This window comes from Streptomyces albipurpureus, from assembly GCF_023701525.1.
Taxonomy (GTDB): domain Bacteria; phylum Actinomycetota; class Actinomycetes; order Streptomycetales; family Streptomycetaceae; genus Streptomyces; species Streptomyces albipurpureus.
The window spans coordinates 140,265-158,387 of record NZ_JAMQAW010000012.1; the positions used below are offsets into that span (position 1 = coordinate 140,265).

General features: G+C 68.4%; 15 protein-coding genes. 7 read left to right on the forward strand and 8 right to left on the reverse strand.

What is annotated here, in order from left to right; translation table 11 throughout:
• The 5 genes from NBG84_RS16360 to NBG84_RS16380 form a co-directional block, all read right to left on the reverse strand.
• A complete protein-coding gene (locus NBG84_RS16360; RefSeq protein ID WP_250920184.1) occupies positions 1-714 on the reverse strand; it encodes a YoaK family protein in 714 nt (237 codons plus the stop codon).
• Between the two features lie 91 nt (positions 715-805).
• A complete protein-coding gene (locus NBG84_RS16365) occupies positions 806-2,035 on the reverse strand; it encodes a type III PLP-dependent enzyme (RefSeq protein WP_250920185.1) in 1,230 nt (409 codons plus the stop codon).
• On the reverse strand, positions 2,032-3,786 hold the full coding sequence (locus NBG84_RS16370) for an IucA/IucC family protein (protein ID WP_250920186.1): 1,755 nt from the start codon (positions 3,784-3,786) through the stop codon (positions 2,032-2,034). The genes NBG84_RS16365 and NBG84_RS16370 overlap by 4 nt, the downstream gene beginning before the upstream one ends.
• A complete protein-coding gene (locus tag NBG84_RS16375; protein WP_250920187.1) occupies positions 3,783-5,543 on the reverse strand; it encodes an IucA/IucC family protein in 1,761 nt (586 codons plus the stop codon). Before NBG84_RS16375 ends, NBG84_RS16370 begins: the two co-directional genes overlap by 4 nt.
• Positions 5,540-6,730, reverse strand: a complete 1,191-nt coding sequence (locus NBG84_RS16380; protein ID WP_250920188.1) for an ATP-grasp domain-containing protein — start codon at positions 6,728-6,730, stop codon at positions 5,540-5,542. Before NBG84_RS16380 ends, NBG84_RS16375 begins: the two co-directional genes overlap by 4 nt.
• 281 nt (positions 6,731-7,011) lie before the next feature.
• Here NBG84_RS16380 and NBG84_RS16385 point away from each other — a divergent pair, with 281 nt between their 5' ends.
• The 3 genes from NBG84_RS16385 to NBG84_RS16395 all read left to right on the forward strand — a co-directional run bounded on the left by NBG84_RS16385 (position 7,012) and on the right by NBG84_RS16395 (position 10,440).
• The gene (locus NBG84_RS16385) at positions 7,012-7,872 is read left to right on the forward strand and encodes a (2Fe-2S)-binding protein (RefSeq protein ID WP_250920189.1); all 861 of its coding nucleotides are present in this window, start codon (positions 7,012-7,014) and stop codon (positions 7,870-7,872) included.
• An 834-nt stretch (positions 7,873-8,706) separates the two neighbouring features.
• Complete coding sequence (locus tag NBG84_RS16390; protein ID WP_250920190.1) at positions 8,707-9,816, forward strand: serine hydrolase domain-containing protein; 1,110 nt, start codon at positions 8,707-8,709, stop codon at positions 9,814-9,816.
• 393 nt (positions 9,817-10,209) lie between these two features.
• Positions 10,210-10,440 carry a DUF6296 family protein gene (locus NBG84_RS16395; RefSeq protein WP_250920191.1) on the forward strand — a complete coding sequence of 77 codons (231 nt, stop codon included), beginning with the start codon at positions 10,210-10,212 and terminating at the stop codon, positions 10,438-10,440.
• A 154-nt stretch (positions 10,441-10,594) separates the two neighbouring features.
• Here NBG84_RS16395 and NBG84_RS16400 read toward each other — a convergent pair whose 3' ends face one another.
• The gene (locus NBG84_RS16400; protein WP_250920192.1) at positions 10,595-11,173 is read right to left on the reverse strand and encodes a YdeI/OmpD-associated family protein; all 579 of its coding nucleotides are present in this window, start codon (positions 11,171-11,173) and stop codon (positions 10,595-10,597) included.
• Positions 11,174-11,454: 281 nt separating this feature from the next.
• Between NBG84_RS16400 and NBG84_RS16405 the strand changes: the two genes are divergently transcribed.
• Positions 11,455-12,186 (forward strand): DUF2470 domain-containing protein, encoded by a 732-nt coding sequence (locus tag NBG84_RS16405; RefSeq protein WP_250920193.1) that lies wholly within the window; start codon positions 11,455-11,457, stop codon positions 12,184-12,186.
• 173 nt (positions 12,187-12,359) lie between these two features.
• On the opposite strand, the gene NBG84_RS16410 is transcribed toward NBG84_RS16405, so the two are convergent.
• Positions 12,360-13,256, reverse strand: coding sequence for a lytic polysaccharide monooxygenase (locus NBG84_RS16410; protein WP_250920194.1), 897 nt, complete (start codon positions 13,254-13,256; stop codon positions 12,360-12,362).
• 232 nt (positions 13,257-13,488) lie between these two features.
• Between NBG84_RS16410 and NBG84_RS16415 the strand changes: the two genes are divergently transcribed.
• Positions 13,489-13,935 carry an SRPBCC family protein gene (locus NBG84_RS16415; RefSeq protein WP_250920195.1) on the forward strand — a complete coding sequence of 149 codons (447 nt, stop codon included), beginning with the start codon at positions 13,489-13,491 and terminating at the stop codon, positions 13,933-13,935.
• 245 nt (positions 13,936-14,180) lie between these two features.
• Here the strand turns inward: NBG84_RS16415 and NBG84_RS16420 are convergent, their stop codons facing one another.
• The gene (locus tag NBG84_RS16420) at positions 14,181-14,630 is read right to left on the reverse strand and encodes an SPW repeat protein (RefSeq protein ID WP_250920196.1); all 450 of its coding nucleotides are present in this window, start codon (positions 14,628-14,630) and stop codon (positions 14,181-14,183) included.
• Positions 14,631-15,302: 672 nt separating this feature from the next.
• On the opposite strand from NBG84_RS16420, the gene NBG84_RS16425 reads away from it, so the two are divergent.
• Together NBG84_RS16425 and NBG84_RS16430 are read left to right on the forward strand one after the other, a co-directional pair.
• Entirely contained in the window at positions 15,303-15,815 is a 513-nt protein-coding gene (locus NBG84_RS16425; RefSeq protein WP_250920197.1) for an SRPBCC family protein, read from the forward strand.
• Positions 15,816-15,861: 46 nt separating this feature from the next.
• Positions 15,862-18,084, forward strand: a complete 2,223-nt coding sequence (locus NBG84_RS16430; protein WP_250920198.1) for an ATP-binding protein — start codon at positions 15,862-15,864, stop codon at positions 18,082-18,084.
• The last annotated feature ends 39 nt before the right edge of the window (positions 18,085-18,123 follow it).

Sequence of the window (18,123 nt, forward strand, 5' to 3'; positions counted from 1 at the left end):
TTAGGGCAGCCCCTGACTGGCCGGGCGGCCCCGCCGCCGGGCCAGTTCGTAACCGGCGCCGGTGGTGACCACGAGCGCCGCCACGGCCAACAGTACGGCAGCGGCCTGGACGCCCTGGTGCAGCAACCAGGCGCCCAGCAGACCCCCGAGGAACATGGCTCCCACCGATGCGACACGGCGGCCCTGGTTCCGCACTCCGGCCGGGATCTGGGAGTCCAGCGCCAACGGTGCGAGGAGTGCCGTCAACGCGCGGGTGGCCACGGTGGTTGGCAGGTCAGGGACCTTGGCCCGCATGGTGGTGACATTGCGCAGGCCCATCGCCACGGCAACGATCGCGGTCACCGTACCGTGCACCGCGCTCAGCGTTCCGCCGACCGGACCCATCCCCCAGGCCACCACCCCCGCGATCGCGAGCAGGGCGGACTCCACGGCCAGCGCCACGGGGAACCAGTGCCCGCCACGCAGATCAACCGCGGACTCCAGCCGTGCGCCGAGTAGCGCGCCGACCACGAACCCGGCCAGTGACACCATCGACGCCACGGTGGAGAAGCCGCCTTCACCGGCGACGGCGAAGCCGAGGAAGAGTAGATTGCCGGTCTGTACGGCCGTGAAGACCGGCCCTAGAGCCAGGAAGCTGACGGCCTCGACCAGCCCGGTCGTCAGCGTCAGCGCCACCATGGCCGTGGTGAGGGCCACCCCGGGCTGCGGCTTCATGGCTCAGCTCCTTCCGGGCCCCACCCCTCTCATGATCGTTCCAACATAGGGGTGCGCAACGCCCTTTCACCGGTGCTCTGCTGTCGTGTCGTCAGTGATCGAGCGTCCGCGCCCTGCCCGCGGCCGCCCCGAGGAAGTGGAAGCCGGGCCGGGGATGCATCAGGAACTCATGGTGGGAGATGTTCCAGGCGTACGCGCCCGCCATCTCGAACAGCACCCGGTCCCCCGCCCGCAGCCCCGCGGCGGGCACCTTGCGGGCGAGGACGTCCTTGGGCGTGCACAGCTGCCCGACCAGGGTGACGGGTCCCTCACCGGCTGAGGGCCGCGGCCAGGGGTGGGGCCAGTCATCGGTGGTCAGCACCTCGCAGGGCTGATCGTGCCCCTTGGTGGCGGGGGTGCGCAGATGGTGGGTGCCGCCCCGCAGGACGGCGAACTCCTCGCCGTGGCTGCGCTTCACATCGAGCACCTCGGTGGCGTACCAGCCGCAGTACGCGGTCAGGGCACGTCCTGGTTCCATGCGCACGATCAGCCCCTGATGCTCTTCCCGCAGGGCGGCGAGGCCCTTACCGAAGGCGCTCCAGTCAAAGCGTTCGGCCGGGCGGGCGTAGTCGACGGCCATCCCGCCACCGACGTTGACCTCGCTCAGGCGTAGACCGTGCCGGGTCATGAGCCGGGCCGACCACTCCACTACGGCCGTCGCGACGGCGAGCTGTTGAGGCGCCGTCAGTCCGCTGGCCAGATGGGCGTGGACACCGCGCAGCTGCAGCTGAGGGTGGTCGTCGGTGACGGCGCGGACCATGTCGTCGGCCTCGGTCGGGTCGATCCCGAAGGGGGTGGGCCGGCCGCCCATGGCCAGGGCGCTGTTCGCCAGCAGGTCCTGGCCGACGGCGAGATTGAAGCGGAGGAGGACGGCGACGCGCGTCCCCGGGACGGTACGGGCGGCGATGCCGGCCAGCATCCGCACATCATGGGCGCTCTCCACATGGAAGCGCTCGGTGCCCAGCCGCAGGGCCAGTTCCAGCTCCGCCGGGGTCTTCCCCGGCCCACCGAAGGCCAGCGGCAGGCCCGGCACCGTCTGCCGTACATGCGCCAGTTCACCGCCCGAGGAGACCTCGAAGCCGTCGAGATGGGGTGCGAGCGCGGCCAGCACGGGTGCTTCGGGATTGGCCTTCGCGGCGTAGTACATCTCCACCCCCGGGGGGAGTGCGGAGCGTACGGCCGAGGCGTGCTCACCCAGTGCGTCGAGGTCGTAGAGATAGGCGGGCAGCGCGTTCGCGGGCAGGTCGCGGACGAGGGCGCGTACGGCAGGTGTGGCGGTCATCGCGTACTCCAATCGGCGTCGGCGCGGATCGCTTCGAAGAGGACGTCCTCAGCGAGCGGCGACGGCAGCCGCACATAGCCTGCCTCCCGGTCGGCGGAACGCTCCCAGCGGGCCAGCAGATTCGCTTTGGCGGGTAGCGGTACGCCGGCGAGGAGGGCGCTCAACCGGGGCGGGCAGCCGTGCTCGTCGGCGTATCTGACGACGGTTCGGCGGACCTCGGCCCACAGGGCCGCCTCGGTCTGGGGGTGGAGGTCGGCGAGTGCGGCGAGCAGTTCGGCGATGTGGTTCACCAGCAGGCAGTAGACCACCCGGTCCCAGCCGCGCCGGGCGTCATAGGTCATCGGCCCGGCGACCTCGGGAGGCAGCGCCGCGAGGGAACCGCTGTGGTGCTCGGGCAGGAGCTTGGTGCCCTCCAGGTCGCGGAAGAGGATCTGCGCGGGCCTGCCGTCGGAGTCGACGCAGAGGACGACGTTCTGCAGATGGGGTTCGAGCACGAGCCCGTGGTCGAAGTAGGCGGCCAGCACGGGCGGAACGAGCAGCGCGAGGTACTCCCGCCACCAGTGGAGGGCGGCCGTGGGGCCGTTACCGGCCCAGCGGGAGACATGGGCGGGGCCCGAGCGGTACTCATCGGCGACGGCGGCGGCGAGGAGGGGTGTGGTGCCGGGGAGGAGCCGTGGCCCGAGCCCCTCGCGCACGATCACGCCGAAGCCTTCGAGCAGCGAGATGTCCGGGCGACCGCTGGGGTCGGGGAGCGCGATGCTGCGGTAGGCGGGCTCGCGCAGCATCCCGGTGCGCGGAAATCGCGCGGCCAGGTCCTCAAGCGCCGGACCGAGCAGCCGAGTGAGCGCGACCGCTCCGGAGAGTTCGTAGTGGGAGTTCTTGCGTACGCAGTTGGTGATGCGGACGTTGAGGCTGAACTTCAGGAAGGTGTCGCCGTCGTAGAGGGTCCGCACGGAAGCCGTGGGGGTGAAATGCCGGTTTCCAGGGCCCAGATCGAGGAGATCTCCTCGGTCGAGTGCGGCGCGTACCCCCGGCCGGGTCCGTAGTTCTTCGTACTGCCAGGGGTGGGTGGGCAGCAGTCGGTAGCCGTCCGGCACCGGATGGAGTCGATCCAGTGGGGCGGCGGCGCCCGCCTCGGCGCATTCCTCGGCGACCAGCGGTGCCCGGACGGCGAGCATCCGCAAGGGGAAGGACGCGCCGGCTTCGGGGGCGTAGCTGGCCCAGGCGTTGTGGTCACCGCCGTGGGCCTTGGGGGTGGGGTGGAAGCGGTGGCCGAGGAGAAGGGACTGCTCGGAGGCCAGGTAGACGGTCAGCGGGTCGTCGTCGGTGCCGGCCCGCGGTGGGGTACGGGCGGCGAGAGCCGTGGAGACCGCCCGATGGCTGGCCGCTACCTGGCCGATGAACTCCTCATTGCGCGCGCCGGTGCGCAGGGAGAGTTCCCCGTGGGTGTGTTCGGCGAGTTGCCGCCAGTCGAGTGCGGCCCATCGGTCTTTGGACTGTGCGTGGACCGGACCGGTGAATCGGTGTGCGCCGAGCAGTGAGGTGCGGCGGAGCGCCACTCGCAGCAGCACCCCGCGACGTGGTAGCCGCAGCAGCAGATGCCCGTCGATGACGGCGGTCTGGTGCTCGGGTCCTGAGACCTCCCGAAGGAGGCAGTTGAGGAGGGTGTGGGCCACGGCCTCGTCTGCGGTCGGCATCCCGTCCGGCGGTCCGGCCGGTGCCGTGGGTCGGTCGGGCGTGGTGCTGGTCATGGCCGGACCTTCCTTGGCGCCAGATAGTTGGGCCCGGTGCCGTAGTGCTTGTTGATGTCCGATGCCCCTGATCTTTCCTTGGCGAGCAGGGTGCCCGCCGTGACCATTGCCTTGATGGGCAGGTGCGCCGCGTCCAGGACATGGCTGCGGAGCAGGGCGCCGGGTTGCCCCGGGCGGGTGCCGAGCCGGTCGGCGGCCTCGTCGAGCCGATCACGTATCAGGGTGAGCAGCCGTTCCAGTGGTGCGTAGCCGTGGCGGGCGAGGCCGAAGGCGTATGCCCCGGCGCAGAGATGAACGGTGATGGTGGTGAACAGATCGAGTATGGGTGTGTCGCTGTGCGTGTGTATCCGGGGGTCGTCGAAGCCGTTGCCCTCCTCGCCGAGGGTCGCCCGGAGGCGGGCCGTATGAATGCGCGGCCCGTCGTTGTCCTTGAACAGCAGCCGCAGCCGGGTCTTGCCGTGCGGTGCGTCGAGGAGGAGGGAGATGTTCTGCTGGTGGGATTCCAGGGCGATGCCATAGCCCAGGAGGGTGGTCTGCCAGTCGAACAGGAGGGTGAGGAAGGCGTCGAGCAGGGCGAGGGTGTCACCGCGGTAGAAGTGCTCGGCGAGTGCCCCGATGATGAGTCCGCCGCCCGGGGCGGGGGCCAGGAGCGCGGCCAAGGGGACGACGGCGGTGTCGTCGAGTCCGGCCGGCAGTCGACGGACGAGGACGGCGATCAGTTCATGACCGGCGTGGGCGAACCGGCTCTCGTCGGCGTGGAGGATGGAGTGCCGAAAGCGGGGTTCGCGGGCTATCACCCGCTCCAGCAGACGCTGTCCGGCAACGCCGTCGGTGAGCGTGCCGGGTTTGATGGTGCGCCGGTTGAGCCGCCCCAGGGTGGCCGTCGCCAGGGGCAGTTTGAGGTGGGTGCGGGGGTCGCCGGTGAGGGCGACGGTCCGCATGGAGAGGGTGGGGACGGCGTCCAGCTCGGCGCGCGCCGCCAGTACGGCACGGTCGGTGAGCCCCATGGTGTGCAGGGCCCTCTCCAGCGGCTCACCGACGGTGCGGGGGTGGAGGGGGAGACAGCGATGGGAGTGGTCCAGGGCCGCGGGCAGACCGAGTGCCGAGGGGTGGGGGAAGAGGTCGGGGAGGGCGCCCTGGGTGATGACGTTCTCCTGGGGCAGGGCGAGCCAGCGCAGGGGGAAGCGAGGGTGGAACTCGGGGGCGTAGGCGCGCAGCTCGGATTCGGTCAGCCCGGAACGGCCCCGGCCGGTCGGGTAGACCGGATGGTCGAGGCGGGCGGCGAGGGTGTCATAGGCGAGGGAGGCGGGCAGACCCCGCCAATCCCTGGCCGGATGAGCACCGTAGTGGCCGGCGAGGGTGGCCGCGATGGCGGCCTTGGACGCGGCGTGGAGTCGCTGTGCGGTCGCGGCCTGCCGGATCTCGGCGGCGAAGGCGTCAAAGCCGGTACGGTCCCGAGGATCGGCGAGGACGGCGAGCGCGGCGAGTATGTCGTCGGCGCCGGTCAGTTCCCGGCCGTCGTGCTCACAGCGTAGGAGGGGCAGCCGGGCCTCGGTCCTGCTCTGGAAGCCGGGGGTGGTGTGATGGACCGGCAGCAGGACGGCGTTTCGCTCGGTCGTGGCGAGCCGCAGCCAGATCCCGTCCGCCGCGGTCACGGTGGTGCTGCGGGTTCGCAGCCCGGCGACGTCTTCGCGCAGCAGTGTGCTGAGCACCCGCAGCAACAGCCCGCTGTCGGTGTCCGTGCTGCTCGCGGTCACGGGGTGATCTCCCAGCTCTGCCGGGCGAGGAAGTCGTCCACGGCCTGGTCCACGACCTTCTGGTCCGTGCCGATGGCCCGGACGATCCCGAGGAAGTCGCGATTGGTGTGGTGGAGCTCATGGTGCTCGCCGGTGCGGCGGGTCGGACGGTAGGTCAGTTGTACGCCGCCGATGGCGATATCGGCCGGGCCGGGCGCGGCGGTGAGGGTGCCGGCGCGGTCGGCGCAAGGGTAGGCGAGGGTGGCCGCCCCGTCGGTCCGCGCCGCAAGGTCTCGGGGCAGCGGTTGGCCGAGATGAGTGCTGAGTATGAGGTCGAACAGCGGAATGCCGAGGAGTTCGGCGAGCAGGAGGTCGCACTGGTCGCCGATGGCACGGTAGTTGACCTCGATCAGGCGGACCCGCCCCTCATGGACGACGAACTCGGTGTGGCAGGCACCGAAGCCGACGCCGAGTGTCACCAGCTGCGCGAGCACCTGGTCGATGATCGGTTTCGGGTGGGCGGGGACGAAGGAAAGGCGCTCCTCGATGAAGTAAGGGAGCGGGGAGAGTTCGGTGTGGAAGCCCCCGAGCACATGGAGGCGCTCCCCGTCCCCGAGGGTCTCCAAGGTGTAGAGCTCACCGGGCAGATACTCCTCGGCCACCAGCGTGGCGCCGGGGCGTCGGGACCAGATCTCCGTGGTGTGGTGGATGAGCCCGCTGGAGTCGTCGACGCGGACCACGTCCTCGCTGGCCACCCCTTCGCGCGGTTTGACCACACAGGGGTAGGGGACGTCGAGCCCGGTCGGATCGGTGAGGTCCTGGCCAGGGGTCAGTTCGATGGATCGGACCGTGCAGACCCCGGCGGCGGCCAGCCGCCGCCGCATCTGGGCCTTGTCCTTGGTGCGCAGCGCGCTCGGCCAGCTCTTGCCGGGGAGGCCGAAGAACTCGGCGGCCAGTGCGGTCTGGGTCTGGAGGTGGTCGCTGTTGCTGAAGACCGCGTCCGGGGTGTGGTGCGCGGAGATCCGGGTGATGATCGCGTGATGATCGCGAACATCGCACTCCAGTATCTCGATGTCGGGGTGGCGGTCGCGGTGCGCCTGCGGCTGGTCCGTCAGCAGGGTGATGCCGAGGCCGAGCCGTTGTGCGGCGGGAAGGAAACCCTCGGTGACCGAGTCGGTGGGATTGAGGGCGAGCACATACATCTGCATGGGTGAAATACTTCCGCGCGCACATTCGCTGGGTATGGGACAGACCGTAAACAGGCAGGAAAACACCGGGGCGACCCGGCCCGCCGGCGCCTGATCCATGGAAGAACTCCCTGGTCGCAGCGGCCTGGCCGGCCCGGATCACCACACCGGAGCTTAGGTTAGGCATCCCTAAGAATGCCAATTCCCCGCGTTGCGGGACCCGTTGGCAAACACGTACGAGGGATAACGCTAAGGTGAGCCTTACCTTCCTCGCGTTCATTCTTGCTCATTGAGGAGTACCCGTGACTCTGGCCCCGGCGCCTGCACCTGCCGGAGCTGCGCTCAGCTGCTCCACTCTGCTGGCATCCTCCTATTCCCGGCTCGCCACCCTGTGCGAGGCGCTCCAGGTGGAGGTCGCAGAACCCCATTCTCCAGCGGCCCAAGGGTGGATCGACAGCGCCGAACTGGCCTGCCGTCCCGAGCTGCTCGACGCGTTCCTCGATGCCGAAGCCTGCCGCATCCACGAACGGTACGAGCATGTCGCCCGCCCCGACGTGGTCGCCTCTCGGGCACTGCACGCCTACCTCTGGTCGGCCTGCCTATTGATCAGCGGCCCTTGGTACTTGGAACGCCGGGTGCCACGACTGCGACCCGACGCCGTACGCGTCAGTCGAACGAGTGAGAGCCATGCGGTCGTACCGGGCAGCTTCTGGTGCCTACCGGACGATCCCGCGGCGGGACTGCCGGGCGTGCGTGTGTCCAAGGACGAGGAGGCGCTGCGCGATGAGTTGCGTACGGCCGTCGCCGACCACGTACGACCGCTGCTGACGGCAGTCGCCCCGCGGATGCGACGGGGGCCGCGGAGCCTCTGGGGCATGGTGGGCGACGATCTCGTCTCGGGCATCTGGTACCTCGGGCGGATGCTCGGCGATGAGGAGCGAGCGGTGCGGGAGGCGAGTGAGGTCCTGCCGGGACCGGTGGGCCCCTTCGCGGGCGGAGCGTCCTTCCGCCGGCTCACCGGGGGTGACGGACGGTCATATCCCACCCGCAACCGCATGGGCTGCTGCCTCTACTACACGATCCGGCCCGCCGAAGCCTGTGCCACCTGCCCGCGCACCAGCGACGCCGAGCGGCTGCGACGGCTGGAGGAGCCCACCCCCTGACACCAGGGCGAAAACCCGGGGCGCCGATGCCGTCTTCGGCACTCCGACCCCATGCCACCCCGGGGCACTCCTCCCGATCACGGCCGTGCCCTGCTCGCACCGCGGCCCCTGGCTTCGCGTCCCTCCGATGGTCTTCGAGACTCTGCTGGGCACGGCCATCGGCCCCGATCTCCTGGGTTGGGCGGAGACCGACGAGGCCGTCTCCCCCGCCCCGCCTGGCGATGTTGGCCTTCCTCGCCGGGCGTGAGAGCGGCTTCGGCGTCATTCACGGGCCTGACTGCTCCCCTTCGTACGGGCGTGGGCATCACACGCTGGGCCCCTTCGGTGGAGAGCTGAGTCGGAGCTCCTCCTCGTGCGCGCGGACCACCGGGTGAGCGCCCGCACCTGGCGATCTCCCCGGAGCCGCCCAGGGCCTTGCCCTCCATGCCTCAGTCCGTCTGCCGCTGGTGGTGACGATCACTGCGATAGGGCTGAATGAGCGGGCCGTCGATACGGGCGAGGCGGCTTCGCTGGTCGCGGTGGCGATGGTGTCGGTTCCGGACCTGGTCTCCTGTGACACCGCGACTTCGCGCCAAGACAGTAAAGGGCGTGACGGCCGCGGAATGCCTTCCAGGGCAAGGGAGTTGGTGACAGAGCGGGCGGCTTGGGGGCGGTCGGAGCCCCGATCTCCCTGGCCACCGGTCCGCAGTCGCCGTCCATGGACAAACCGGCCGTCGAAGGGGACGGTCCAAGGGGAGCGACCGCGACCGATGAGTTTCCGGCCGCCCATCCGTCTTATCTGCCATACGCACCGCTTACACCCACGCACCGGACGCCAAGACAGCAGGAGACACTGTGAGCGACATCCAGAAGAGACTCCAGGAAGCCGCCGACCACCTGGTCGAGTCGGGGGCGGAGCGCGGTCTGCAGATCGCCGTCTACCAACACGGCGAGCAGTTGGCCGATGTGGTCGCGGGCATCGCGGACCCGGACACGGGAAGGGCGGTCACAGCGTCGACCGTCTTCTACAACTTCTCCATCGGCAAGGCGGCGACCGCCACGGTGGCGCATGTACTCGCCGAGCGCGGCCTGTTTGGCTACGACACCCCTGTTGCGGAACTCTGGCCGGAGTTCGCAGCGCACGGCAAGGAAGCGGTGACCATACGTCAGGTGCTCACCCATACGGCAGGAGTGCCGGGGTTGCCGTTGGACACCACCCTTGAAGACATCAGCGACTGGGACACCATGTGCGAGATCATCGCGGATGCCCGGCTGTGGTGGGAGCCCGGCACCGCGATGGGCTATCACGCCTACACCTTCGGCTATCTCATCGGTGAGATCGTCCGACGGGCCACCGGCAAGCCCATCTCCCAGGTGCTTCGCGAGGAGATCACCGAGCCCCTCGGCATGGCCGACGAGCTCTACTTCGGGATGCCCAGGAGCGAGCACGGGCGGCTCGCCCGGCTTGAGGACGCGCCGGGCGCGGCCGAGATGATGGCCTCACTGCCGCCGGATCTGCCGATGCTCAAGGCCGGACCGATCGCCCTGTTCCCCGCGGCGGAGATGGGCAATCGCACCGATGTGCTCACCGCCGACATTCCGGCGGGTGCCAAGACATCGGCGCGGGCCATGGCCCGGTTGTACGCGGCGCTCCTCCATGAGGTCTCCGGTGTACGGCTGATCTCACCGGAGCGGCTGCGGGAGGTGACTGCCACCTCATACAGCGGGGTCGACCAGGTGTTCGGCATGGAGTCCTCATGGGGCCTGGGGTACTCGATCGGTCTGCCGACTGGTGCGGCGGACAGCCCCAGTGTGTTCGCGATGGGCGGTGCGGGAGGGAGCTTCGCCTACGGGGACACGGAGACCGGGGTGTCGTTCGCTGTCACCAAGAACCGTCTCACTCCCGACTTCACGGCGGCCAGCGAGCTGTCGGCGCTGGTCCAGAAGTCGATCGCCGCAGACTGAGCTAACGGGGGCACTCTGGGCGGTTCGACGCGGTTCGGGGTCTTCGCCGGGAGTGTCGTCCGCCGGTAGTTCCCCCGAACCACCGCCCGCGCCGCCGCCGGCGTTCTGGCCTCGGAATTCGGCGTTGCCTGCCGACGGCACTGACCGCTGAGGCCGGCGTTCCCTCCCGGTGGCATGACACGGTGAACGTTCACCTTCGCGTCATCGAGGCCCATCGCTCCCGTTCGTCCATCGAGTCGCGCCGACGGGGTCGTTCCGGGCCGCGCCCCTGGCTGCGGGGGTCGGGCGACTGCTGCGCCTGGTGATTCTCCCCCCACCATGCGCCAGCACTCCATCTGGGTGAGGATGGAGGAAAGGAGCATCGGCCCCTGCGCAGGCTGTCAGGAGGCCCGCATGGAGTACGCGGAGCGTTACGAGCTGGTTTTCCAGGCATCGACCGCCGAGGACGATGTGGTGATCGTCCGACGGACCGAGAGAGCCGGGGCGGGCGGTTATCCCATCTTCGAGGATGACAGCGGCATCGTCCGGGCGGAGATCAGTGACCAGGGCGAGGTGCGCATGGTGGCGAGCGGGGGGCACCAGGCACCGGGAATGCCGGTGTCGATACGCCCCCTGGATACCTGACCCCTGGTCTTTCGGGCCTGTCCGTCGCCTGTCCGCCCTGTCCGCCCTGTTCGTGGGCGCGGCGACAGGAGGCGGACCGTGAGCTGTTCTCCGGTCCGCCCGGAGAACAGCTGGCGGGAATCCAGGCCGGAAGGCGGACCCGGGGCCAGGCCCCTCAGCGCGGTTGGTCCGCGGCCTCTAGTTCGATGATGGCCGCCCGCAGCCGAGCAGCCCGGTTCTCCGGTGTACGAGCCCGCAGCAACCGCAGGATCACCGCGTAACGATCCGTCTTGCCGAGTTGTTCGAAGCGGGTCCTCGCCGGGTCACTCCGCGCCAGCGCCCCGGCCAGATCGGATGGAACCACAGCGGTCTTCTGCGAGGCGTAGGCCGCGTCCCATCGACCGTCGCCCTTGGCCGCGGCCACCTCCGCGAGCCCCGGCTCCTTCATCCGCCCGGCCGCGGTGAGCGCCTCCACCTTGTCGACATTCACCTGGGACCACTGGCTCTTGTGCCGTCGCGGGGTGATCCGCTGGAGGTAGTGGCTGTCGTCAAGGGAACGCCGCTGGCCGTCGATCCATCCGTAACACAGGGCCACGTCAATCACCTCGGCCGGGCTCACCGAACGGATTCCGGAACTCTTCTTCGCAAGCTTCAGCCAAGCCTCGGTCACCACTGCGTGGTTCTCAGCGAGCCAGGCGTCGAGGCGGTCCACACTCTCGAAGAAGTGGACGTCCCTGCCGTCGAACGTCTCCATGCGCCCTCCACCGGACAGCTGACCAGGTAACCCACAGGGGACCATAGCCGTTGAGCCATGGACGAGCTCGCCGCAACCTGCTTGGGCCCCTGCTCGACACGCGCGATTCAACGGCCCCTGTCGGGACGGGAGACTCCACGCCACCTCGGCCAGCGGCCACCCGGGGCCCATCGGCCGCGTCCATCACCTCGGAACGGCAACCCGTGTCGCGGGGTTGGCGACAACACCGGACAGGGCTTAGGTTAGGCAAACCTAAGTTTCCTCGATATGTGGAGTTCTGGATGCGCCGCCTGTTCAACGCCCCGCTCGCGCAGCCGACGAGCGCGGAACGAATCCGGTCGATCCTGACAGCAGCCGACTCGATGACGGTGGTGACCGACGAGGGGCGCACCGAGGTTTCCCGGCTGGGCGGACCAGGTATCTCGGAACACGTCCATCTCCACCCGGCGCCGACCCGGGTACGGGAAAGCGCTACCGCTGTTCCCGGGGACGGTCCCGTGCGCGCCACCCTGGAGTTCACCGATATCGCCCCCACACCGGTACGTGACCGGGTTCGGGCCCGAGTGCTCCTGGTGGGCTGGCTCGTGGACTCCGCCGAGCACTCAACGCCTCAAGGCAGCCGCTGTATGCAGTTCGACCATGCTGTCCTCGACCGGGACGGCGAGCGCGTCACCGTCAGCCTCGATGAACTCATGGAGGCCGACACCGACCCGCTGGCCACCTGCGAGGCCGGGATGCTGACCCATCTGCTCGACGATCACGGCGATATCGTCGACCTCCTGCTGCGGCTGGTGAAGCCGCGCCTGACGCTGGGGGCCCGGCGGGCATTGCCCGTGGCCATCGACCGCTACGGGATCACCCTGCGCCTGGAGTACGCGGACACCTATGCGGACGCCCGCCTCCCCTTCCCGGCACCGGTCAAGGAGGTCGATCAGGCGGGCGTACGCATTCACTCTCTGCTCAACATGGCCCGGCACCGCACACCGCGAAGCTGGCTGCTGAGCGATTCCTAGAAGGACGGCACCGATACGGTCCCCGGCGGAACACCACCCCGCAGACGGGGCAAGTGGCCACCGCACACCGCACCTCTGGCCTACCCGTTACCCGTGAACCCCGAATTGACGGCGTATCCGCGGACCAGCGGACCAGTCATCGACTCAGCAGCCCGGCACAACCGGCGAACGACTCAATCCCGGCGGTGACGGCTGTTGTCGACACGGGGAGGCCGAAGGGTGACGAGCGTGCCCACGACGAGCAGGGCAAGGGCCGCGACACCTCCGGCGACGATCGTGGAGTTGTTGCCTCCGCCGCTGGACGCGGACTGGCTCTGGGAAGGTGAACTGTTGACGCCGGTGAGGGGCGCTTCCGACACCTTGGGGGTGCTGGGTCTGCCGAGCACGCCCAGCCTGCGCGATTCACCGGGCATATCGGCTGCGAGCACCACGTCCGAACAGTGGTAGTACGTGTCCTTGGAGTCCGTGTTCCGCCAGACGGTGTACAGGACATGACGCCCTGTGAGTCCGTCCGGAAGGGTGGCGTTGATCCGATAGGACCCGTCCAGGAACTCCGCCTGCTCCTCCGTGGCGAAGGGTTCCTCCTCCAGATCCGACCACTGCAGCTTCTTGGCCGGGTCGTATCCCTCCCTGGTGAGGAAGAGGTCGAACGATCCCTGGTGCTGGATGGTGGACTTGTAGGTGACGGTGAAGTCGCCACCCGCCGTGAGTTGGGTGGTCGGCCAGTCTGTGCGAGCGATGTCCAACCCCTTGAAGTCAGCCAGGCCGGCGCTGCACAGCTTCCCGTCGGGTATGACCTCGCGTTCGCCCTCGCGGTTACCGACATTGGCCACCCGTATGTTGTCCCAGGCGTCGAACGCCACGCCCCCGTTCGCGGTGACGGCGGCACGACAGGCAGCCGCCTTACGGTCCGGCCCCTCAGGTCCGCAGGCTGCCACCCGGCTCGCGGGATCGGTTGGCGCCCCATGGGCCTGGGCGGTCCCTTGGGCCGCGGTGACGAGCAACACCGGTACGGCACCGGCGGCGACGAATCGCATCACGACGGCGGCAGCGGTGCGTGGGACGATCATTTTCGGTAGTCCTCCTTGTCGACCCGGCGGCTTTCCGTCTTAATACGGGCGGACCCGGTGGAGTGTTCACTCCACTAGCGGACGGGCAGCCTCGGTAACGGCGACGGTGGGCCTACCGGTGAGAGAATCCTGCTGGGCCAAGGGGCTGCCCGCAATGCCCTGGTCAGAGAAAGAATCACCGTTTTCCCTGTCAGTGTCCGCGCAAACGTCGACGCCCGTCAGTGGAGGAGTCATGTCCGGTCGGTTCGAAGCTATCGTAGAGATCCAGCGCCCCATCGAGGAGGTCTTCGCCTTTCTCGCCAACGGCGAGAACGACCCGAAGTTCAGCCCCCGCGTGATCAGGATCGCGAAGACGACACAGGGCCCGACCGGAGTGGGCACGGTCTATGCGAGCACCGTCAAGGACGCGGGTCTCACCACCGAGCGGCAGTTCAGGATCACCGAGTTCCAGGCTCCGACCAGAATCCGGTGGGCCGAGGTCTCCAAGAACCTCGTGACCGCCAAGGAAGGCGGCTACGACCTAGAAACCACCGGCTCGGGCAGTACTCGGGTACGCATCTTCAACCAGCTCGAAGGCCATGGCATCGGCAAGGCGGTCGTACGCCTCGCGCTCAGCGCCGCCCGTAAGGACGGTAATGCCTTCGGCCAACGCATCAAGGCCGCCGTCGAATCGTCATAGCCGGTGCGCCGCTCCACCCCTCACCCTTCGCACGTGCGAAACCACGCGTGGATACCAGTGGTTTGAGGATCAGCCTCACCGGCCATGCTGAACTCGACGCAACGCCAGGCACTGGCCAAGATTGGACAGTTGAATGGCGTAGAACCGGTCAGCTATTTGGCTGACCGGTTCCTCTCGCATCCAACATCACGTCACCCAAGCGGCTGCGTCTGTCGGAGTACTCCTTTTGGTAGTGGACCGTCCACTCACACGGGCGATCGACCGCCACGACTGCTCTTCATGGCCACTGCCGTGCACGCCAACCCCAGCAGGAAGGTGAGCCCGCCCAGGATGGCATTGGTCCAGATCACTCCCGCATCCGGGCTGCTCCCCACGATCCAGGGCGCGATGACCAGCCATACACCCATGGCACACATGGCACCACTCAAGCCGTACATCCGTTGCGGAGCGACGGTAAACCCGAGCGCGAGCACCGCGATCGCGATGCCCACGATCAGGTTGTGCGTCGCCAGAGCCGGCTGATTGGCCGAGAAGTGAACGATCCATGGGGAAACCGCACATGCCAGACCCACCAGAAAGACCGGGCCATCGATGAGGGTGACGTCACGTCCTCCCAACACCTTGGCGTATCGGTCCCGCATTTCTGTGACGTCAGGGTGGTCTCTGAGATCTCCCCTGTGTGAGACGCCGGCCATACGACTCGCCTCCTTCGGTGCGCTGCACGTCTGACCGTGTGTGCTTGAGAAGCACTCACTTTCAGTCTGCTCTTATCTTTTCCTTATCGGTAGGCATTCGGAGTGCTAGATTCCGCTTTGTCTCAACCACGCCTTCCGAGCCTCGATCTTTGACGCGATCTCGACGCCAGGATCGTCGAGATCGCGCCAGGTAATGAGTCACCACACGCTGAGTGATCCCCCTCCCCCCGAGGAGGAGCGAAGGAGACAATCCGAACGCCTGGGGTGCTCAGCGCCACATCCGCAAAGCGAGCGATCTGATCCGAACCCAGATCCGGGCCTGCTTCTGGCCACCGCCCCGACCGCCCGACCGCAGCCCGCCCTCGAACACCACCGGCGGCCTGGAGCCGCCGCGCATGGACATACGCATGCCGACGGTGATGGGATCCGTTCCGGGCCCATGAGCTCCGCTCTCGGACACGACACAGCGACATGCCGAGTCAGAGCGGGGTGTACTGGGTGGGATGAGCCATCTGGTCGGCCTGTCCCAGGGCGCGCCGCCAGCAATCGGGTCCGTACGTGTGGGATTCGACTCCACTCGTTGGCAGAGTCCCTTGTCATCGGCATGATCGTGATGACTACGGGCAAAGGCCCGAAACAACCCGGCACACCTTCGGATCGGAGTCGTACACCATGGCACGCACCCTGGCGGTCTCGGACAGCATCATCATCCAGGCGGCCCCTTCGGTCATCTACGACCAAGTCAGTGATCCAACCCTGATGGGCCACTGGAGTCCGGAGAACCTCGGCGCAACCGTACAAGGCGGAAGCCGGGGCGCCTTCGTGGGCATGAAGTTCGAGGGCTACAACAAACGGGGTCCGGTGCGCTGGACCACGCGCTGCACGGTGGTGGCGGCTGACCGCGGGGAGCGCTTCGCCTTCCGGGTCCACGCCATCGGTAGGCGTCGACCGCTGCTGCGCGGACGGATAGCCACTTGGGAGTACCACTTCGAGGCGGTTGAAGGCGGCACCAGGGTCACCGAGACCTGGCGGGACGACCGCAGGACATGGCCCGACGCCTTCGCCAACGCCTTCGACAAACTGACGACCCGGGGGCACACCTTCGCCGAGTTCCAGCGGGGCAACATCCGAAGGACCCTCGACAAGTTGAAGAAGGCGATGGAGGCGGCGCCCACCCCCTCCTGATCCACGATGGGTACAGGGAGTCCGATACATACGCAAGACTGGGCGCGTGTTGGGGAACCTTCCCGAAGAATCCACCAGTTTCGTAGGACGGAACTGGGAGCTGTTCCGGCTCGACCGGGCGCTGGCGCGACACCGTCTCATCACGCTGGTCGGTAGCGGCGGTGTGGGCAAATCGCGGCTGGCCCTGCGTGCTGCTCGGCAGGCGGTCGGCATGTTCCCTGATGGTGTGGCATGGGCTGAGTTATCGCCGCTGCACGGAGACAGGCTGCTGTTGACCACCGTGTCGGACGCGTGCGACCTGTCGGACCACACACCGCGGATGCCCGTCGACGCGCTCTGCGAATGGCTCGCGGACAAGCAACTGCTGCTGGTGCTCGACTCCTGTGAACACCTCGTCGCCCCCTGCCGCACGCTGCTGGGCGACCTGCTGACGGCGGCACCCGGGCTGAATGTGCTGGCCACGAGCAGACAACCACTCGACATGGAGAGCGAGAGGTTGATCGAGGTGGCCCCGCTGTCACCCGAGGGACCGGACGCCGTCGAACTGTTCCGCCAGCGGGTGGCCGCCGCCCTCCCCGCCGATGGGACGCGCCGGACAGCCACGGACACCGCAACGACGGTACGCCGTAGGGGTGATCGTGTTCCGGAGGCGGACGCGGCGGATTCCGGCCCTTCGAATGCCCCGGGTGGGGGCACCGGTGGGGCGACACCGGACGGGCACCCTTCCGCTGGAGATCCCGGGTCCACCGCCACCTGGATCTGTAGGCGGCTCGAAGGCATCCCGCTGGCACTGGAACTGGCGGCCGCACAGGCCGGTCGCACCAGCGTTCAGGAGATCGCGCGGCGTCTCACCTCACGCTTTGATGTCCTCCAGGCCGACGACACCATCCAGGTACAGCCAGAGCGGCATCGAACGATGCGTACCACGATCGGATGGAGCCATGAACTGTGCTCCCCACACGAACGGCTGCTCTGGGCCCGGCTGACCGTCTTCCGCGCCGCCTTCGACGAGGAATCCGTACGGGCCGTGTGCACGGGCGGCCCGCTCGCCGCCGAGGAGATCGGCCCACTGCTTGACCGGTTGGTGGCGGTCTCGGTCATCAGAGTGGTACAGGGACCGAGAGGTGCCGGTATTCGCTACCAGATGCTCGACACCATCCGCGAGTACGGTGCCGCTTGGCTCTCCGCACTGGGCGAGGAGAAGACAGCGGCTGACCGGCACGCCTCCCACTTCCTCGAATTCGCGCGTCAGGCCCACGAAGGATGGCTCGGGCCCGACCAGGCCCACTGGTACCGCCGGGTTGGCGAAGCCCACACGGATCTCTGTACGGCACTCGACCATCTACTGGTCGATTCCCCGGCAAGCGCGGTACGCCTGGTCGGACTGGTCGGCTTCTTCTGGAGCTGCTGCGGTCATCTCCATGAGGCTCGCGGCTATCTGGAACAGGCACTCCTCATCCACCGGGAGCAGGGACCTGACCGGACCCGGGGGCTGTGGACGCTGGGTGTCACCATGACGTTGCAGGGCGAATACGACACCGCCCAAGGCATCAGCGACGCATGCACCCGCTCCGCCCGCCGCGATCGGGAGGAGGGCGAGGGGTCGGAAGGCATCCTGGCCGCCGCCTATCTCAGCGGACTCATCGCCCTGCTGACCGGCCGCCCACTCGCCGCCGACCTGATGGCGGGGCATGCCCTGGACTCGGCGGAGAACGGTCCCTTCGACTCACCGAACGGACTCCGCTGCCATCTGGTGCAGGTCTTCGCCCTCACCGGCCTCGGCAAACTAGCGGAGGCCCGCGAGCGAGCCCTCACCCTGCGCCGGGGCTGTGTGGATCTGGGCGAGTCATGGACTCGTGCCTATCTCGACTACCAACTCAGCCTGATCGCGCTGTTCGCAGGAGACCCGCTCGCCGCCGCCGAGTACGCGCGGGCCATGCTCGAAGGGAAACAGGGGATCGGTGACAGTTTCGGCATCGCGCTCGGGCTGGATCTACTGGCCGCGGCGATGGCAGCGGGAGGCGACGGCGAGCGCGCGGGCCTGGTGTACGGCACCGGTCAGGCCTTCTGGAGCACGGTCGGGCATCCCCAACGAGGCACTCCGGAACTCCACGCGGTACGCCAGGAGTGTGAGCGCGCGGCCCGCGCCGGAATCGGGGACAGCGCCTACGAGATGGCGTTTCAGCGGGGGGCGGCCATGAACCCGGAAGCCGGACTGAAGGAGGCGTTGGTGCCTCGTCCCGGCCCTGGACCGAGTCCGCAGGGGTGACTCCGGGAGAACGTGGGCTGGCTCATACCGTCGGCTGGA